This window comes from Serratia sp. K1WW1, assembly GCF_055790865.1.
Map to the genome: position 1 here is coordinate 4,260,962 of NZ_CM147697.1, position 14,766 is coordinate 4,275,727.

General features: G+C 55.6%; 16 protein-coding genes and 1 pseudogene. 5 read left to right on the forward strand and 12 right to left on the reverse strand.

Annotation, left to right across the window (positions count from 1 at the left end):
* Nucleotides 1-525 precede the first annotated feature (525 nt).
* The 3 genes from ACX9GU_RS19285 (at nt 526) to ACX9GU_RS19295 (ending at nt 2,971) form a co-directional block, all read left to right on the forward strand.
* A complete protein-coding gene (locus tag ACX9GU_RS19285; protein ID WP_021805275.1) occupies nt 526-1,815 on the forward strand; it encodes a citrate synthase in 1,290 nt (429 codons plus the stop codon).
* Nucleotides 1,816-2,213: 398 nt separating this feature from the next.
* On the forward strand, nt 2,214-2,498 hold the full coding sequence (locus tag ACX9GU_RS19290) for a type II toxin-antitoxin system TacA family antitoxin (RefSeq protein ID WP_071683113.1): 285 nt from the start codon (nt 2,214-2,216) through the stop codon (nt 2,496-2,498).
* Nucleotides 2,489-2,971, forward strand: a complete 483-nt coding sequence (locus tag ACX9GU_RS19295) for a GNAT family N-acetyltransferase (protein ID WP_473192587.1) — start codon at nt 2,489-2,491, stop codon at nt 2,969-2,971. The genes ACX9GU_RS19290 and ACX9GU_RS19295 overlap by 10 nt, the downstream gene beginning before the upstream one ends.
* Nucleotides 2,972-2,994: 23 nt before the next feature.
* On the opposite strand, the gene nei is transcribed toward ACX9GU_RS19295, so the two are convergent.
* The 12 genes and pseudogenes from nei to ACX9GU_RS19355 all read right to left on the reverse strand — a co-directional run bounded on the left by nei (nt 2,995) and on the right by ACX9GU_RS19355 (nt 12,555).
* Entirely contained in the window at nt 2,995-3,786 is a 792-nt protein-coding gene (gene nei, locus ACX9GU_RS19300) for an endonuclease VIII (RefSeq protein WP_473192588.1), read from the reverse strand.
* Nucleotides 3,787-3,858: 72 nt separating this feature from the next.
* Nucleotides 3,859-4,503 (reverse strand): pyroglutamyl-peptidase I, encoded by a 645-nt coding sequence (gene pcp / locus ACX9GU_RS19305; protein ID WP_473192589.1) that lies wholly within the window; start codon nt 4,501-4,503, stop codon nt 3,859-3,861.
* 8 nt (nt 4,504-4,511) lie between these two features.
* Nucleotides 4,512-5,519 (reverse strand): DUF979 domain-containing protein, encoded by a 1,008-nt coding sequence (locus ACX9GU_RS19310; protein ID WP_473192590.1) that lies wholly within the window; start codon nt 5,517-5,519, stop codon nt 4,512-4,514.
* Nucleotides 5,516-6,247, reverse strand: coding sequence for a DUF969 domain-containing protein (locus ACX9GU_RS19315; RefSeq protein ID WP_021805279.1), 732 nt, complete (start codon nt 6,245-6,247; stop codon nt 5,516-5,518). Before ACX9GU_RS19315 ends, ACX9GU_RS19310 begins: the two co-directional genes overlap by 4 nt.
* 66 nt (nt 6,248-6,313) lie before the next feature.
* Complete coding sequence (gene pxpA / locus ACX9GU_RS19320) at nt 6,314-7,051, reverse strand: 5-oxoprolinase subunit PxpA (RefSeq protein WP_473192591.1); 738 nt, start codon at nt 7,049-7,051, stop codon at nt 6,314-6,316.
* Nucleotides 7,048-7,974, reverse strand: a complete 927-nt coding sequence (pxpC, locus tag ACX9GU_RS19325) for a 5-oxoprolinase subunit PxpC (protein ID WP_024529340.1) — start codon at nt 7,972-7,974, stop codon at nt 7,048-7,050. The genes pxpA and pxpC overlap by 4 nt, the downstream gene beginning before the upstream one ends.
* Nucleotides 7,968-8,624 (reverse strand): 5-oxoprolinase subunit PxpB, encoded by a 657-nt coding sequence (gene pxpB / locus ACX9GU_RS19330; protein ID WP_473192592.1) that lies wholly within the window; start codon nt 8,622-8,624, stop codon nt 7,968-7,970. Before pxpB ends, pxpC begins: the two co-directional genes overlap by 7 nt.
* A 224-nt stretch (nt 8,625-8,848) precedes the next feature.
* Nucleotides 8,849-9,592 (reverse strand): type 2 GTP cyclohydrolase I, encoded by a 744-nt coding sequence (locus ACX9GU_RS19335; RefSeq protein ID WP_059201989.1) that lies wholly within the window; start codon nt 9,590-9,592, stop codon nt 8,849-8,851.
* 17 nt (nt 9,593-9,609) lie between these two features.
* Nucleotides 9,610-10,590: an MBL fold metallo-hydrolase gene (locus tag ACX9GU_RS19340; RefSeq protein ID WP_059200164.1), complete on the reverse strand. Its 981-nt coding sequence runs from the start codon at nt 10,588-10,590 to the stop codon at nt 9,610-9,612.
* 22 nt (nt 10,591-10,612) lie between these two features.
* On the reverse strand, nt 10,613-12,037 hold the full coding sequence (gene phrB / locus ACX9GU_RS19345) for a deoxyribodipyrimidine photo-lyase (protein WP_473192593.1): 1,425 nt from the start codon (nt 12,035-12,037) through the stop codon (nt 10,613-10,615).
* Nucleotides 12,038-12,052: 15 nt separating this feature from the next.
* A pseudogene (locus ACX9GU_RS19350) lies at nt 12,053-12,220 on the reverse strand (DUF1722 domain-containing protein); the annotation flags it as partial.
* A gap of 128 nt (nt 12,221-12,348) precedes the next feature.
* Nucleotides 12,349-12,555 carry a YbfA family protein gene (locus ACX9GU_RS19355; protein ID WP_024529334.1) on the reverse strand — a complete coding sequence of 69 codons (207 nt, stop codon included), beginning with the start codon at nt 12,553-12,555 and terminating at the stop codon, nt 12,349-12,351.
* Between the two features lie 430 nt (nt 12,556-12,985).
* On the opposite strand from ACX9GU_RS19355, the gene ACX9GU_RS19360 reads away from it, so the two are divergent.
* Nucleotides 12,986-13,075 carry a K(+)-transporting ATPase subunit F gene (locus ACX9GU_RS19360; protein WP_037375124.1) on the forward strand — a complete coding sequence of 30 codons (90 nt, stop codon included), beginning with the start codon at nt 12,986-12,988 and terminating at the stop codon, nt 13,073-13,075.
* On the forward strand, nt 13,075-14,763 hold the full coding sequence (gene kdpA / locus ACX9GU_RS19365) for a potassium-transporting ATPase subunit KdpA (RefSeq protein WP_473192594.1): 1,689 nt from the start codon (nt 13,075-13,077) through the stop codon (nt 14,761-14,763). Before ACX9GU_RS19360 ends, kdpA begins: the two co-directional genes overlap by 1 nt.
* Nucleotides 14,764-14,766 lie beyond the last annotated feature (3 nt).

Below are 14,766 nucleotides of genomic sequence, written 5' to 3' on the forward strand. Positions count from 1 at the left end.
GATAACGCTGGGTGCTCCTACTTCAGGGTAATCCGGAGACCTGGCGGCAGTATAGGAGGTTCACATTCTTATTACAATTCCCATACAATCCCTTTGGTCACATTTCCCCAGAACAGTGATTTAGATCACGATTATTACATTTAGCACGAAATTAATTATCTGATTTGACAAGAGATCAACATTTCCATTACAAATAGGGCAGCAATCAACCCTATGATGCACTAGCTGTCACCGGATACACTTCCCCCTAAGCACAAGTTATGCAACAGTGTAGCGATAGTGTATGTGGTTAACATTCCAAACAGATCGTAGGTAATGATTAAAAGAAAATAACGAATCCCGATGAATCGTTAACGGCTGCTAACCCGTCTTGTTCGCCTGGTGCAAACTCTGTCCCCTACCGGCGCAAATGCGCTGTCGCTCACAGAGTTAGCGTTCGCTCGACTTTATTGCGGGCAACCTGCGGAGATTTAAGGTATTTCAGTTGTTAGAGGTTTTTAAAATAAGGCGTTAAGGAGACTGTAAATGACTGATAAGAAAGCGACGCTAAGCATCAACAACGGCGAAGCTCCGATCGAACTGGGCGTACTCACCCCTTCACTGGGCCCTGATGTTATTGACGTACGCGCCCTGGGCTCCAAAGGTTATTTCACATTTGATCCCGGCTTTACTTCTACCGCTTCCTGTGAATCCAAAATCACGTTCATCGATGGTGACAAAGGTATCCTGCTGCACCGCGGCTTCCCGATTGAGCAGTTGGCAAAAGAGTCCTCCTACCTGGAGGTGTGCTACATCCTGCTGTACGGCGAAACCCCAAGCGCTGAAGAGTTCGAAACCTTCAAAACCACGGTAACCCGTCACACCATGATCCACGACCAGATCACCCATCTGTTCCGTGGTTTCCGCCGTGACTCGCACCCAATGGCGGTGCTGTGCGGGGTAACAGGTGCCCTGGCCGCGTTCTATCACGATGCGCTGGACGTCAACAATGAACGTCACCGTGAGATCACCGCTTTCCGCCTGCTGTCCAAAATGCCTACCGTGGCAGCGATGTGTTACAAGTATTCCCTTGGCCAGCCGTTTGTTTACCCACGCAACGACCTGTCCTACGCCGGTAACTTCCTGCGCATGATGTTTGCTACACCTTGCGAAGAGTACGTGGTGAACCCGGTGCTGGAACGCGCCATGGATCGTATTCTGATCCTGCATGCCGACCATGAGCAGAACGCGTCCACCTCCACCGTGCGTACCGCCGGTTCATCCGGTGCCAACCCGTTTGCCTGTATCGCGGCCGGTATCGCTTCCCTTTGGGGGCCAGCACACGGCGGTGCCAACGAAGCGGCACTGAAGATGCTCGAAGAGATCAAAACCGTTGAGCACATCCCTGAGTTCATCAAACGTGCAAAAGACAAGAACGACTCGTTCCGTCTGATGGGCTTTGGCCACCGCGTGTACAAAAACTACGATCCGCGCGCCACCGTGATGCGTGAAACCTGTCACGAAGTGCTGAAAGAACTGAACAAGAAAGACGACAACCTGCTGCAGGTCGCGATGGAACTGGAACACATCGCGTTGAACGACCCGTACTTCATCGAGAAGAAACTGTACCCGAACGTCGATTTCTATTCAGGTATCATCCTGAAAGCGATGGGTATTCCTTCTTCCATGTTTACGGTGATCTTCGCGATTGCCCGTACCATTGGCTGGATTGCCCACTGGAACGAAATGCATGACGAAGGCATCAAGATCGCTCGTCCACGTCAGCTGTATACCGGCTATGCCGAGCGTGAGTTCAAGTCTCAGGTTAAAAAGTAAGCTTTAGCAGGGGCGTCATACGGCCCCTCACCCTAACCCTCTCCCACAGGGAGAGGGGATCTACCGTGCCACACATCAACGCTGGTTCTCACCCGCCCCCCCCCCCCCATTAATACTCCCTCAGATTTGACGTGCTACATAATGACACTTGCCCAATAGTAAATCGTATCGGTTCTCTCTCCTTTTATAGCGAACGACTCGGTAGGTGACAGATCGACACCAATTCAACAACCACACTGTACCAGCTCCCTCTCCCTGTGGGAGAGGGTTGGGGTGAGGGGCGTACAGCACGTTACCTCTACGAGCGTCATTGTCATCATCGCGCTTAACGTATAGCAATCCGTTACCTTTATAGCTATTATCAACGTATAGCATTTTGTTACCATAAGGTGGATACCATGCAGAAAACCGTTCGTAAACCGACTCGTGACAAACAGATTAACGTCCGGGCGACCGAAGAAGAGCGTGCAGTCATCGACTATGCTGCGAGTCTGGTCAATAAGAACCGGACCGACTTCATCATTGAGAAGGCGGTTCATGAAGCACAGAACATCATCCTGGATCAGCGGGTATTCGTGCTTGATGATGCGCGCTATCAGGCATTCATTGAACAGCTTGAAGCTCCTGTGCAAAACGTCGAAGGGCGCAAGCGCTTAATGGATGTGAAGCCTGAATGGAAATAATCATTACCGCGCCGGAACTGCTGACAGAAGAGCATATTCTCCAACCATTCGACTGCGGAAATGAGGTGTTGAGCGACTGGTTACGCCGTCGAGCCATGAGAAACCAACTCCTGAATGCCTCCCGCACTTTCGTTATTTGTCTGGAAGGCACCAAGCGTGTTGTGGGTTATTACTCCATTGCAACCGGTTCCGTCAGTCACGCCGATTTAGGCCGTAGCCTTCGCCAAAACATGCCAGATCCTGTTCCCATCGTCCTGCTGGGACGTCTGGCCGTTGATGCATGTACCCAGGGCCATCGCTTTGGCAAGTGGATGCTTAATGATGCTGTAAGGCGTGTTGTCAATCTGGCAGACCAAGTGGGTATTAAAGCCATCATGGTGCACGCGATAGATGATCAAGCGAGAGCATTCTATGAGTACTTCGGCTTCGTCCAGTCTCCCATCGCTGCAAACACACTCTTCTACAAGATTTGAGCTCAGTTAATCGGTAAGTTCTATCACCGCTGGCAAACCGGGCACCAATAGAACGGCCGCGAAGATAGCGCCGTTTTCTCGATCATCGCGCCACAGCGCGGGCAAGGCTCACCGCTGCGATGAAACACCTTGAAGCTGAACAGCGTACCGTGATGGCGATTTTCATCTACCTGACCACGGGTCTGATATGAAATGCGTGGAATATCCAACAGCGCCTGCGCCAACTGATGCAGCGCATCAGGGGTGAGATCCTGCGGCTTATGCTTGGGTGCCAGTTCTGCCTGCCACAAAATCTCGGCTCGCAAGTAATTGCCCAGGCCAGCCAGAAAAGACTGATCCAGCAGCATTCCGCCCAGTTGGCGCCTACAAAACGCCGGCGATAACAGCCGCTGTTCCACCTGCTCTACGGTCAAATCCATATCCAGCACGTCAGGACCAATACGTTTTAAGAACGGGTGTTGCTCGATCTCACCGCGCGGCGCAATGGTGATATCCGAAGCGCTATACAACAAAATCGCCCACTCGGCCGTCTCCAGTCGCACGCGCAGATCGCGCTTGGTTTCTGGCGTTTCGCCAGCTCGCACCACCTTCCACACGCCGTAAAGCTGGTTGTGGCTGTACATGGTCAAACCGTTGGAGAAATCGGTTAACAAGGCTTTACCACGCGGTTCGATGGCAGTGATACGTTCACCGACCAGCTCAGCCTGATAGTGTTTCAGTTGCGGGAAAGCAAACCAGACTTCGGTCAGTGGTTGATCGATCATCACCGCCGCCAGCTTATCTGCCGCCCGGCGGATCTCCGGCCCTTCTGGCATGGGCAACTCCTTGATTGAAAAGGGTCCGGCAAGCCGAACCCTAGGGTTAACATGGAGGTAGCATAAATGACCTCAGTGCGTGGCGCCACCCACCACTTTCAAGTCATGCTCTACCTGCAAGGCGATCGAAATTGCCATTTCCAAAGCAAACAGCACCGTCTGGGCTGCCATACTCGGCGCACCAGGATGCTGTGCCGCCTGCTCAGGCAGGTAAGGGATATGGATAAAGCCGCCCTTCACCGCCTGCTGCCCGCTTAAGCGGTACAACAGACCATACATCACATGGTTGCAGACATAGGTCCCGGCGGTTTGTGATACCGAGGCCGGAATGCCAGCCTCACGCATCGCATTCACCACCGCCTTGATCGGCAAGGTACTGAAATAGGCCGCTGGGCCATCTGCCACAATGGCCTGGTCGATCGGCTGCTGTCCCTGATTATCGGGAATGCGCGCGTCATCGACGTTAATAGCGACTCGTTCCAGCGTGATGTCAGTGCGCCCGCCCGCCTGGCCGATCGCCAGCACCATCGCTGGCTGAACTTCGTCAATGGCCGCATTCAGCACCGCCAACGCCTCACCGAAGACGCAAGGTAGCTGGCGCGCGATAATGTGCGCCCCGCCAAGCTCCAGATCGTTAAGCTGCTTCACCACCTCCCAGGATGGATTGACACGCTCGCCGCCAAACGGCTCAAAGCCGGTAATCAATACTTTCTGCATGCGTTCTCCTAGAGGAACATCAGGAAATAAAGCAGGAATACGTTAACCAGCAGCAACGTGACCCCGGTCGGTATTTGCGCCTTGATAACCGCATTCTTGTCCGGCAACTCCAGTAGCGCCGCCGGTACAATATTAAAGTTAGCAGCCATTGGCGTCATCAACGTGCCGCAATAGCCGGAGAACATGCCGATAGCCGCCATCACCGCGGGGTTACCGCCGTGTTGCAGTACCAGGATCGGGATACCGATACCCGCAGTGACAATCGGGAAAGCCGCAAACGCGTTCCCCATGATCATGGTTAATACGGCCATGCCGATGGCATACACCGCTACGGCGATAAAACGGTTATCTACCGCCAGATATTCCTGCGTCAGATGGGAGATAGCAGTACCGACGCCCGCAACGGTGAACAGCAGGCCAAGAGTAGCCAAGATCTGCGGCAGAATGAAGGCCCAGCCGATGGAGTCCAATAGGCGACGAGCTTCCTGCACTGGCTGCGACACTTTCTCACGGGTCATCTTCACTGCAATAACCAGGCCAAGCAAACAGCCGAGGGTCATGGAGAACAACGTAATCAAGGTGGAGTGGTTACCGCTGCCAAACACCGCCTGTTGCAAGGCCGGGATGTTATTGAACAGCAGCACGCCGATCACCGTGACGACCGGGATCGCCAGCGCCGGGATAAACAGACGGTTGCCCAAACGTTTGGCACTGGTTTCGCGTTCTTGCTGGCTGCGCTGATGATAGCTACCAAGACGCACACCGCCAAAACCGGCGATCAGAGCCATTACCACCACCAGCACGCCCACGGTGATATGCAGTTGATGCTTGGCTTCGGCCCCAGAGCCAAATAGCCCATAGGTCCAATCCCCTACCAGGAAGATCAATCCGTACAAGGCCCAGAACAGGCCGGTAGAAATACGACGTGGGTTGGCCTTATCGCGAAACGACATCGCGGCGACGATCAGTAATACCGCCCCCGCCAGCCAATAGAGATATTGTTGTTGGAATATCATTGGCCTTCTCCCTTGGCCTGCAACGCAGCCTGGTTAAGTTTGCTCAGTTCAGCGTTGAGTTGTTTGTCCATGCGGTACAAACGGAACGAGTGGATCAGGAAGGCAAAGATCGCCGTTGGGATCCCCCACAGCGCAATGTGCAGCGGTTCGGTCTGAATGCCACCGGATTCCAGCATAAAGTTATGCATAAAGATGATCGCGCCAAAGGCGACAAAAATATCTTCGCCAAAGAACAGCCCGACGTTATCGGTCGCAGCAGACATTGCCCGCAGACGATAGCGCACACGTTCCGGCAGTTCCCCATAGCGGTTTTCCGTGGCCCCCTCCGCCATCGGTGCCAACAGCGGACGCACCATCTGAGGTTGGCCCCCCAGGCTGGTTAGCCCCATTGCCGCCGTCACTTCACGCACAAACAGGTAGACGATCAGCAAACGCCCTGCGGTGGCGCTTTTGATTTTGGCAATCCACGCCTGCGCACGTTCTTTCAAACCGTGGCGCTCTAGCAGCCCGATAATCGGCAGCGGCAACAGCAGGATCAGCGGCAGGTTACGGGTATTGAGAAAGCCCTCGCCGAGCTTTTCCAAAATGACATCCAGCGGCATCAGCGCCGCCAGCCCGGTGATTATACCGGCGGCGATCACCACCAGCACCGGGTTAAAACGTAATACAAATCCAACCACGATGGCAGCGATGCCGATCAGTGGCCAGAGGTTTACCGCTTGTTCCATATTAACTTCCCTCTTGTCGCCCTCGGTCTTGCAGGCAATGTTGTGTTTGCTGTAGTCATTATTTTTTTATGCGGCGCTGACGCCAATCTGCTGCTGAGCAAAGCTCTCTCTCAGCTTCCTGGCATAGGCCAGTGCATGTTCCCCGTCGCCGTGCAGGCAAACGGTTTCAGCCTTGACGGAGGCCCAGCCCCCCTCAACGGTTCGTACACGCTGGTGGCGAACCATTTCCAGCGTCTGTTGCAATGCCAGTTCATCACTGGCAATCAGTGCTCCTGGTTGCCCACGAGGCACCAATGTTCCATCGGCCTGATAACCGCGATCGGCAAACACTTCCTGCCGCGTCGCCAACCCCAGTTTTTCACCTGCACGGATCAGCTCACTGCCAGCCAACCCCACCAAGCGTAACGAAGGGTCTACCGCATACACTGCACGAGCAATGGCTTCGGCCAGTTCAGGCTCCACCGCCGCCTGGTTGTAGAGCATGCCGTGCGGTTTCACATGGGCCATCACGCCGCCTTCAGCAAGGGTAATGGCGGCCAGCGCCCCCAGTTGATACACCACTTGGGCATACACCGTTTCTACCGGTAACTGCATCCGGGTGCGGCCGAAGTTTTCCCGATCCGGGAAACTGGGATGAGCACCAATCGCCACACCGTATTGCAACGCCCAGCGCACCGATTGACGCATGGTCTGGGCATCCCCGGCATGGAAGCCGCAGGCAATATTGGCCGAGCTGACCAACTGCAATAGCGCTTCGTCATTGGCGCAACCTTCACCGAGATCGGCATTCAAATCGACGATCATTTAACCCCCCAGGCAATCTGTTGAATAAAGTGATCCTGCTCAGCCTTGGCGCGCTGCGCCTCTGCCAGGGTGCAGGGGATAAAGTGAAGCGCATCCCCCAGACGGATCTGCGCCAAGTGGAACAGATCGGCCTCGATCACGCAGGCAATTCGCGGATAACCCCCGGTAGTCTGAGCATCGGCCATCAAGACGATCGGCTGGCCGTTGTGTGGGACCTGGATGACGCCAGGTATCAGGCCATGGGAGAGCATTTCCCGTTCAGTGGTGCGAGTCAGGGCGCTACCACCGTGCAGGCGATAACCCATGCGGTTACTCTGCGGGCTGAGCTGCCAGGCGGTACGCCAGAAATCGTCCTGCGCCTGTTGGCTGAACTCGTCATATTCCGGCCCGGTCAACACTCTGATCCGGTTGCTGAACAGCGGCTGTTTCACCCCGATGACCGTGGTCGGCAGCGCCTGCGGCTTACCCGCTGGCAGCAGGTCGCCCTCTTTCAACTGCCGGCCTTCTAATCCACCAAAGCCCGCTTTCAGATCGGTGCTGCGTGAGCCCAGCATCTCCGGCACGTTGATGCCGCCAGACACCGCCAGATAGCTGCGCATCCCGCGTTTAGGCATCTTCAGCGTCAGTTGCTGGCCTTTTTTTACCGGATAGCGCCAGCCCGTCCACAAAGATTTGCCGTCCAACTGAGCATCGCAGCCCGCGCCGGTCAGCGCAATCCACCCATTATGGGTAAATTCGGCACTGAATTGCCCCAGCGTGATCTCCAACCCTGCTGCTTCAGCCGGATTGCCCACCAGCAGGTTGGCTATTTTCAGCGCGGGGATATCCAGAGCACCGCCCTGGCTGATGCCCAAACGCCGGAAACCGTTACGCCCCAGGTCCTGGACGGTGGTGTAAATACCGGCTCGCAAGATCTTCAGCATACGCCCCCCTTTTGCGGTACAAAGCGCACGTTATCGCCTGGGCGCAGCAGCGTCGGCGGCATTTCATTCGGATTAAACAGCGCCAACGGCGTGCGGCCAATCAGTTGCCAACCGCCAGGCGTGACCAGAGGATAGATCCCCGTCTGGCCGCCACCGATCCCCACAGAACCCGCAGCAACAGACAGGCGGGGTTCCGCACGGCGAGGAGTGGCCAGACGCTCCGGCATCCCCCCCAGATAGGTAAAACCAGGTTGGAAGCCCAGGAAATAAACCACATACGCGGTGGACGAATGGCATTCCACCACCTGTTGCGGCGTCATGCCGGTATGGCGCGCCACCTCATCCAGGTCTGGACCATATTCGCCGCCATAGATCACCGGGATATCGACATCGCGGGACTCTGGCACCAGGCTTTCGTTACCTTCCCATCCTTGACGCAGCAGCTCCAGCATCGCCTCGGCATCGGCCTGCGGCGTATACAGCAACAGCGTCAGGTTATTCATTCCCGGCACTACTTCCCGTACGTCACTGTGGTGATTTAACTTTTCTGCCAATGCCCAGATACGCTGCTGACTTTGCAGCGTCACCGGGGGTGCCAATTCAAGCACTACAGCGCGTTCCCCTAGCAGGTAATATTGTGCTCGTTGCACCCCTATCTCCTTATACTCGTCGTGTTTCAAGCCGCAGCATGACTGACCGCTCACGAACGAATGAGCGGGTCACTGGGTAGCAACTTGAAGTTCACAGGGTATTTTATTATTTGAAAAGCGTATCAGTTATGCGGGACGTAACGTCGGCTGTCAAGAGAGCAACCTTCGGGAATATAAGGGATTAGCAGCGCTAAAGGGTTCGTTTTACCGAACCCATAGGCAAATCAGGCCGGATTGGGGATATCGATAAAGGTGACGTCAAAGCCGTGATGTTGCGCCAACCACTCGCCTAACGCCTTGATCCCACCACGTTCCGTCGCGTGATGGCCGGCGGCAAAAAAGTGCACACCCATCTCCCGCGCCGTATGAATAGTTTGCTCAGAAACTTCTCCGCTGATAAACGCATCAACGCCAAATCGCGCCGCGCTGTCGATAAATCCCTGGCCGCCACCGGTACACCAGGCCACCCGACGGATTGCCTGCGGTGCATTATCACCACAGTGCAACACAGCTCGGCCAAGACGGCTCTCGATACGCTGTTGTAATTCACCCGCGCTGAGCGGTTGCTCAAATTCTCCGTGCGGCACCAAAGGTTCGATCTCACCGATCACGCGGATGCCCAACGCCTTTGCCAACTGCGCGTTATTCCCCAGTTCCGGGTGTGCATCCAGCGGCAAGTGGTAGCCATACAGGTTGATATCGTTGCTCAGCAGAGTTTTCAGCCGGTTACGCTTCATGCCGCGCACCGCGGGTGCTTCGTTTTTCCAGAAGTAACCATGATGCACCACTATGGCATCCGCCTGATGTTCCACCGCAGCATCCAACAAAGCCTGGCAGGCCGTCACTCCCGTCACGATGCGCTGCACATGCGCCCGCCCTTCCACCTGTAGGCCATTTGGCGCGTAGTCCTGGAAGGCCGCACAGTTGAGTTCGCTGTTGATCAGATGTTCCAGATCGAGGTTACGCATAGTCATCTCACTCTCATTCAAAATTGTTGCCGATCGCCCTGTTCCATCAGGATAAATTTCACTCCCAGATCGTTGCCCTGATCCAGCTGTTGCTTGATGGTAGCTCGCACATCTTCCCCCTGTTTCAGGCTGGGCTTGATGTGGCTGATGATCACCGGCAGATCTTTTAACGATCCCTCTCCGCCGCTGTACTGCTGGAGGTTTTTCAGCTCCTTCAGTAGCCAGGCCGGGGTCAGATGACCATACAGATGCTTGTCATCCACCTCGTTCGGGTAAGAGGTTTCGATAATCATGCCCTTCAGCTTCTTCTGCTCAATCAGCGGCCCCAGTGCGCGCCAGGCGCCATCCAGATTGCGTGACTGTTCCAGCGCATCCGGCCCGGTATCGCCAAAGTAGGCAAATGACCCTTCGCGGTCCGCCACCAGCAACATCGAAGAGGGGTAGCGATCGTGGCTAAGTGGGTACATCACCCCGCTCAAACCGGTCAGTCCCAGGGTCACGCGCTGCAGCGGACGCACCGTTTGCAAGCGGTAAGTGCCTAGCCGCGAGCCATTACCGGCATCGGTAAAATTGGGCCAGGCTTTCCAGTTAAAATAATGATTGCGCAGGGTCAATACAGTATCGGCCTGCGCATAAACGGTTTTCTTACTGTCTTCCGGTGAACCGAGGATCAACCCAGCCACGTGATCCAGATGGCCGTGGCTAATGAAGTAACCGCCAATCAGCTGACGGAAAATATAGCCCTGAGGGGTGTAGGGAGCGGCCAGTTCGGGCGTGACCTGTGGAAAACTGCCCTTTTCCAGCCCTTTGGCAATCCCCGGCAGCAGCGTCCCGGCATCCAGTGCCAGATACTGCGTCTGGCTATCACTGCGGATCAGATAAGAAGTCAGATTGCCGTCGCTGACGCCACCGTCGACGCCCAGCGCCACTACGTCAAAACCGGCCACGGCCAACGCGGAATAGCCGCCCAGGCACAGGGCCAGTAGTTTCTTCATCATCAGGAAGCTCCTTGCTGTTACTTTAAAGTCCCCCTCGCTTGGCCGCTTCAAAAGCCGCCAACGTCTCCAGCCGAGCCTGCTGGTGTTGGACTATCGGCGGCGGATAATTCAGAACCTGCTGCTGCTTTTCCGCCCAGCGATGGGGTTGATGGAGCTCATTGTCCGGTACATCCGCCAGTTCAGGCAACCATTTACGGATAAAAGTGCCTTTTGGATCAAAACGTTCGCCCTGAGTGGTCGGGTTAAAGATGCGGAAATAAGGTGCGGCATCGGTGCCGGTAGAGGCGGCCCATTGCCAGCCACCGTTGTTGGCGGCCAGATCGCCATCCAGCAATTGGGACATGAAATACTGTTCACCGGCGCGCCAGTCGATCAGCAAATCCTTGACCAGGAAGCTGGCCACGATCATCCGCAGGCGATTATGCATCCAGCCGGTTTGATTGAGCTGACGCATGGCTGCATCGACAATCGGGTAACCGGTATTGCCCTGTTGCCAGGCCAGTAACGCCGCGTCGTTGCGTTGCCAGCATACCTTATCCGTCCAGGCGATAAAGGGACGGTGCTTGCATAACGCAGGATACGCCACCATCAGGTGACGATAAAATTCTCGCCAGATCAGCTCATTAAGCCAACAGAAAGCACCGCTTTGCGGATTTTCCAGCACATCGGGGCACTCAACGCGCAGACGGTTGACGCACTGGCGGGGGGAGATAACGCCAATAGCCAGATAAGGTGACAGATTGCTGGTGCCGGCAATGGCGGGCAAATCGCGCTGTGTCGCATAGTCTTGCACCTGCTCGCGGCAGAAAGCACGCAGCCTGTGCAATGCAGCCTCTTCGCCCGCGGGATAGCCCTCTCCCACCTCAGCCAAAGGATAATCGAATGCCGCCGCGGCGGTAAAACCAACGGCTTCCCCACGCGGGCGTGGTGCTGGCAGAGAGTTCACGTCGGTCTCGGCCAACCGCTGGAGAAAGGCTTTGCGAAAAGGCGTATACACCTTGTACATCTCACCGTTGCCGGTTTGCACGCTACCGGGGGGCAACAGCAGGCTATCATCAAAACTGTGGCACTTCACCTGCCCGGCCAACGCCTGCTCAAGGCGGGCGTCACGTTGGCGCTCATTGATTTCATACTGACGGTTATAAAACAGGGCCGTGACCTGCTGACGCTGGCAGAACTCCACCAGCCAGTCAATCGAACCGGCAAAATCGTCGCCCTGATGGCAAATCAGTTCAATGCCCCGAGCCGCCAGCGCCTCTTGCACCTGCAACAGATTGGCGTGGATAAACGCCGCCTGACGTGGTGCCATATGGTGCTGGCGCCATTGCGCAGGGGTGGCGATAAATACCGCCAGCACCTTGGCTTGCGGATCGCTACAGGCGGCTGAGAGGGCTTTATTGTCCGTAATGCGCAAATCGTTACGCAACCAGACCAGATGCGTGGTCATAACACTCCTTGCGGGTTAATGGCCGTAGCGCAGGCGCAGCGCCTCCGGATAGGGCTCAAAATAGCGCTGTTGCGCCAGATAGCTATCAGGATATTCGGCCATGTCATGTTTTAACAGCGTAATCGGTGCCAGCAGCGGTTGCATCCCCTGGCGATAGTGGTCGATCAGCCTGGCCAGTTCCTGCGCTATATCTTGTCTCCCACCAACGGGTTCATGCTAGAAGTGTAGAGGAATTAGTGCGTTACTGCGGCCTAAAACGCAAAAACCCCCGCCAAAGGGGCGAGGGTTCGTAGTAGTGCGACGGGCCAGGATTAATAGAAATCGCAGGACGCCGTTTCTGCCTGTTGCAGCCAGACCGGTTTATTGCTGGTTTTTGACCAGACGCGGTGTAAATAGCTGTAAAAACGTGCGCGATCGGCACGGAACAGCATCACCGGCAAGGCAAGAACACCGACCAGAATCACTGCGCTACGGCGCAGGAGGACCCGATGCAACGGATAGGCTTGGTAGTTAGACATACGAACCTCCTTAAAACATCCGCGCCAGGTTGTCAGGACCCGACGCAATGCGAAACGATAAATGATGGCCAATTGGAAACTGAGCAAAATATTACCGCATAGGTTGTAATTTTACAACTCATCCGACCACCAAAATGCGCAAAAAGAACGCAAAAAAGCCTCCACGACGTAATTTTGTTACAGATGAGTTAATAACTAACTTAACATTGGTTACATTATGGTTTCTTGGCGTTGCTGAAGGCCGTTGAACGGATTTTTACACCCACAGCCCATCCACCCAACTCTCTTCCGTACATAAAACCGCCACTTTATGCCGTTATTTCAATCATTTTTATACTTTTTTTACACCCGGCCCCGCTATTTTTTCATCTTCTTTCTACTGCCCTCCCTACACTCAGGCTATCAAAAACAACACCTCTGGAGGTGTCCCGTGAGTTTCAGCGTTATTGGTGGTGCGCTGTTGGTCCTGCTGCTGTTGGGCTATCTGGTTTATGCCCTGTTTAATGCGGAGGACTTCTGATGGCAGCTTCAGCCTTCTTGTTGATCGCCAGCTTTGTGCTGGTGCTTCTGGTGCTGGCTCGTCCCCTGGGCAGCTTTATAGCTCGCCTGATCGAGGGAGAGCCACTACCGGTCCTGCGCCATGTGGAAGCAGCCGTCTGGCGTTGCTGCGGTAATGACACCGCCGAGATGACCTGGTGGCAATACGCACTGGCGATCCTGTGGTTCAATATCCTCGGTTTAGTGCTGCTGTTGGTACTGCTGATGGCACAGGGTTCCTTACCGCTCAACCCACAAGGGTTCCCCGGTTTATCTTGGGATCTGGCGTTCAATACCGCCGTCAGCTTCGTCACCAATACCAACTGGCAGGCCTACAGCGGGGAAAACACCCTCAGCTATCTCAGCCAGATGGCCGGGTTGACGGTACAGAACTTCCTGTCTGCCGCCACCGGTATCGCCGTTGCCTTTGCCCTGATCCGGGCCTTTACACGCCGTTCCAGCACCACCATTGGTAACGCCTGGATCGATATCCTGCGCATTACCCTGTATGTGCTGTTGCCGCTGTCACTGCTGATCGCGCTGTTCTTCGTCAGCCAGGGGACATTGCAGAACTTCCTGCCTTACCTGCATGTGACCACGCTGGAAGGGGCACAGCAGACCTTACCGATGGGGCCAGTGGCCTCGCAGGAAGCAATCAAGATGCTCGGCACCAACGGTGGCGGCTTCTTCGGTGCCAACTCGGCGCATCCGTTTGAAAACCCAACCGTATTGACCAACTTTGTACAGATGCTGGCGATCTTCCTGATCCCTTGCGCCCTGTGCTTTGCCTTTGGTCAGGTCGCCGGTGAAAACCGCCAGGGTCACGCGCTGATCTGGGCCATGGCACTGATCTTTATCGTTGCGGTGATCGTGGTGATGCATGCTGAGCTGGCTGGCAACCCACACCTGAGCGCGCTGGGCAGTAACAGCAACATCAATATGGAAGGTAAAGAGTCCCGCTTTGGCATTCTCGCCAGCAGCATGTTCTCGGTGGTGACCACTGCGGCCTCCTGCGGTGCGGTCAACGCCATGCATGACTCCTTTACCGCGCTGGGTGGCATGGTGCCGATGTGGCTGATGCAGATTGGCGAGGTCGTGTTCGGCGGTGTCGGTTCCGGCCTGTACGGCATGCTGCTGTTCGTACTGCTGACGGTATTTATCGCCGGGCTGATGATTGGCCGCACGCCGGAATATCTCGGCAAGAAGATCGATGTTTATGACATGAAGATGACCGCGCTGGCGATCCTGGTGACGCCGACCTTGGTACTGCTGGGCACTGCGTTGGCGATTGCTACCGACACCGGCCGTGCTGGCATCCTCAACCCAGGGGCGCATGGCTTCAGTGAAGTGCTGTATGCCTTCTCTTCGGCAGCCAACAACAACGGTAGCGCCTTTGCTGGCCTGAGCGTCAACACGCCGTTCTACAACCTGCTGCTGGCCTTGGCGATGTTCGTTGGCCGCTTTGGGGTGATCCTGCCGGTGCTGGCCATTGCGGGTTCGCTGTGTGTCAAAAAACGCCAACCGGCGGGCAACGGCACGCTGCCAACCTACGGGCCACTGTTTATCGGCCTGCTGGTCGGTACCATCCTGCTGGTAGGTGCCCTGACCTTCGTTCCTGCACTGGCGCTAGGTCCGGTAGCCGAACACTTACAACTGTGGTTGGCCAATTAACAG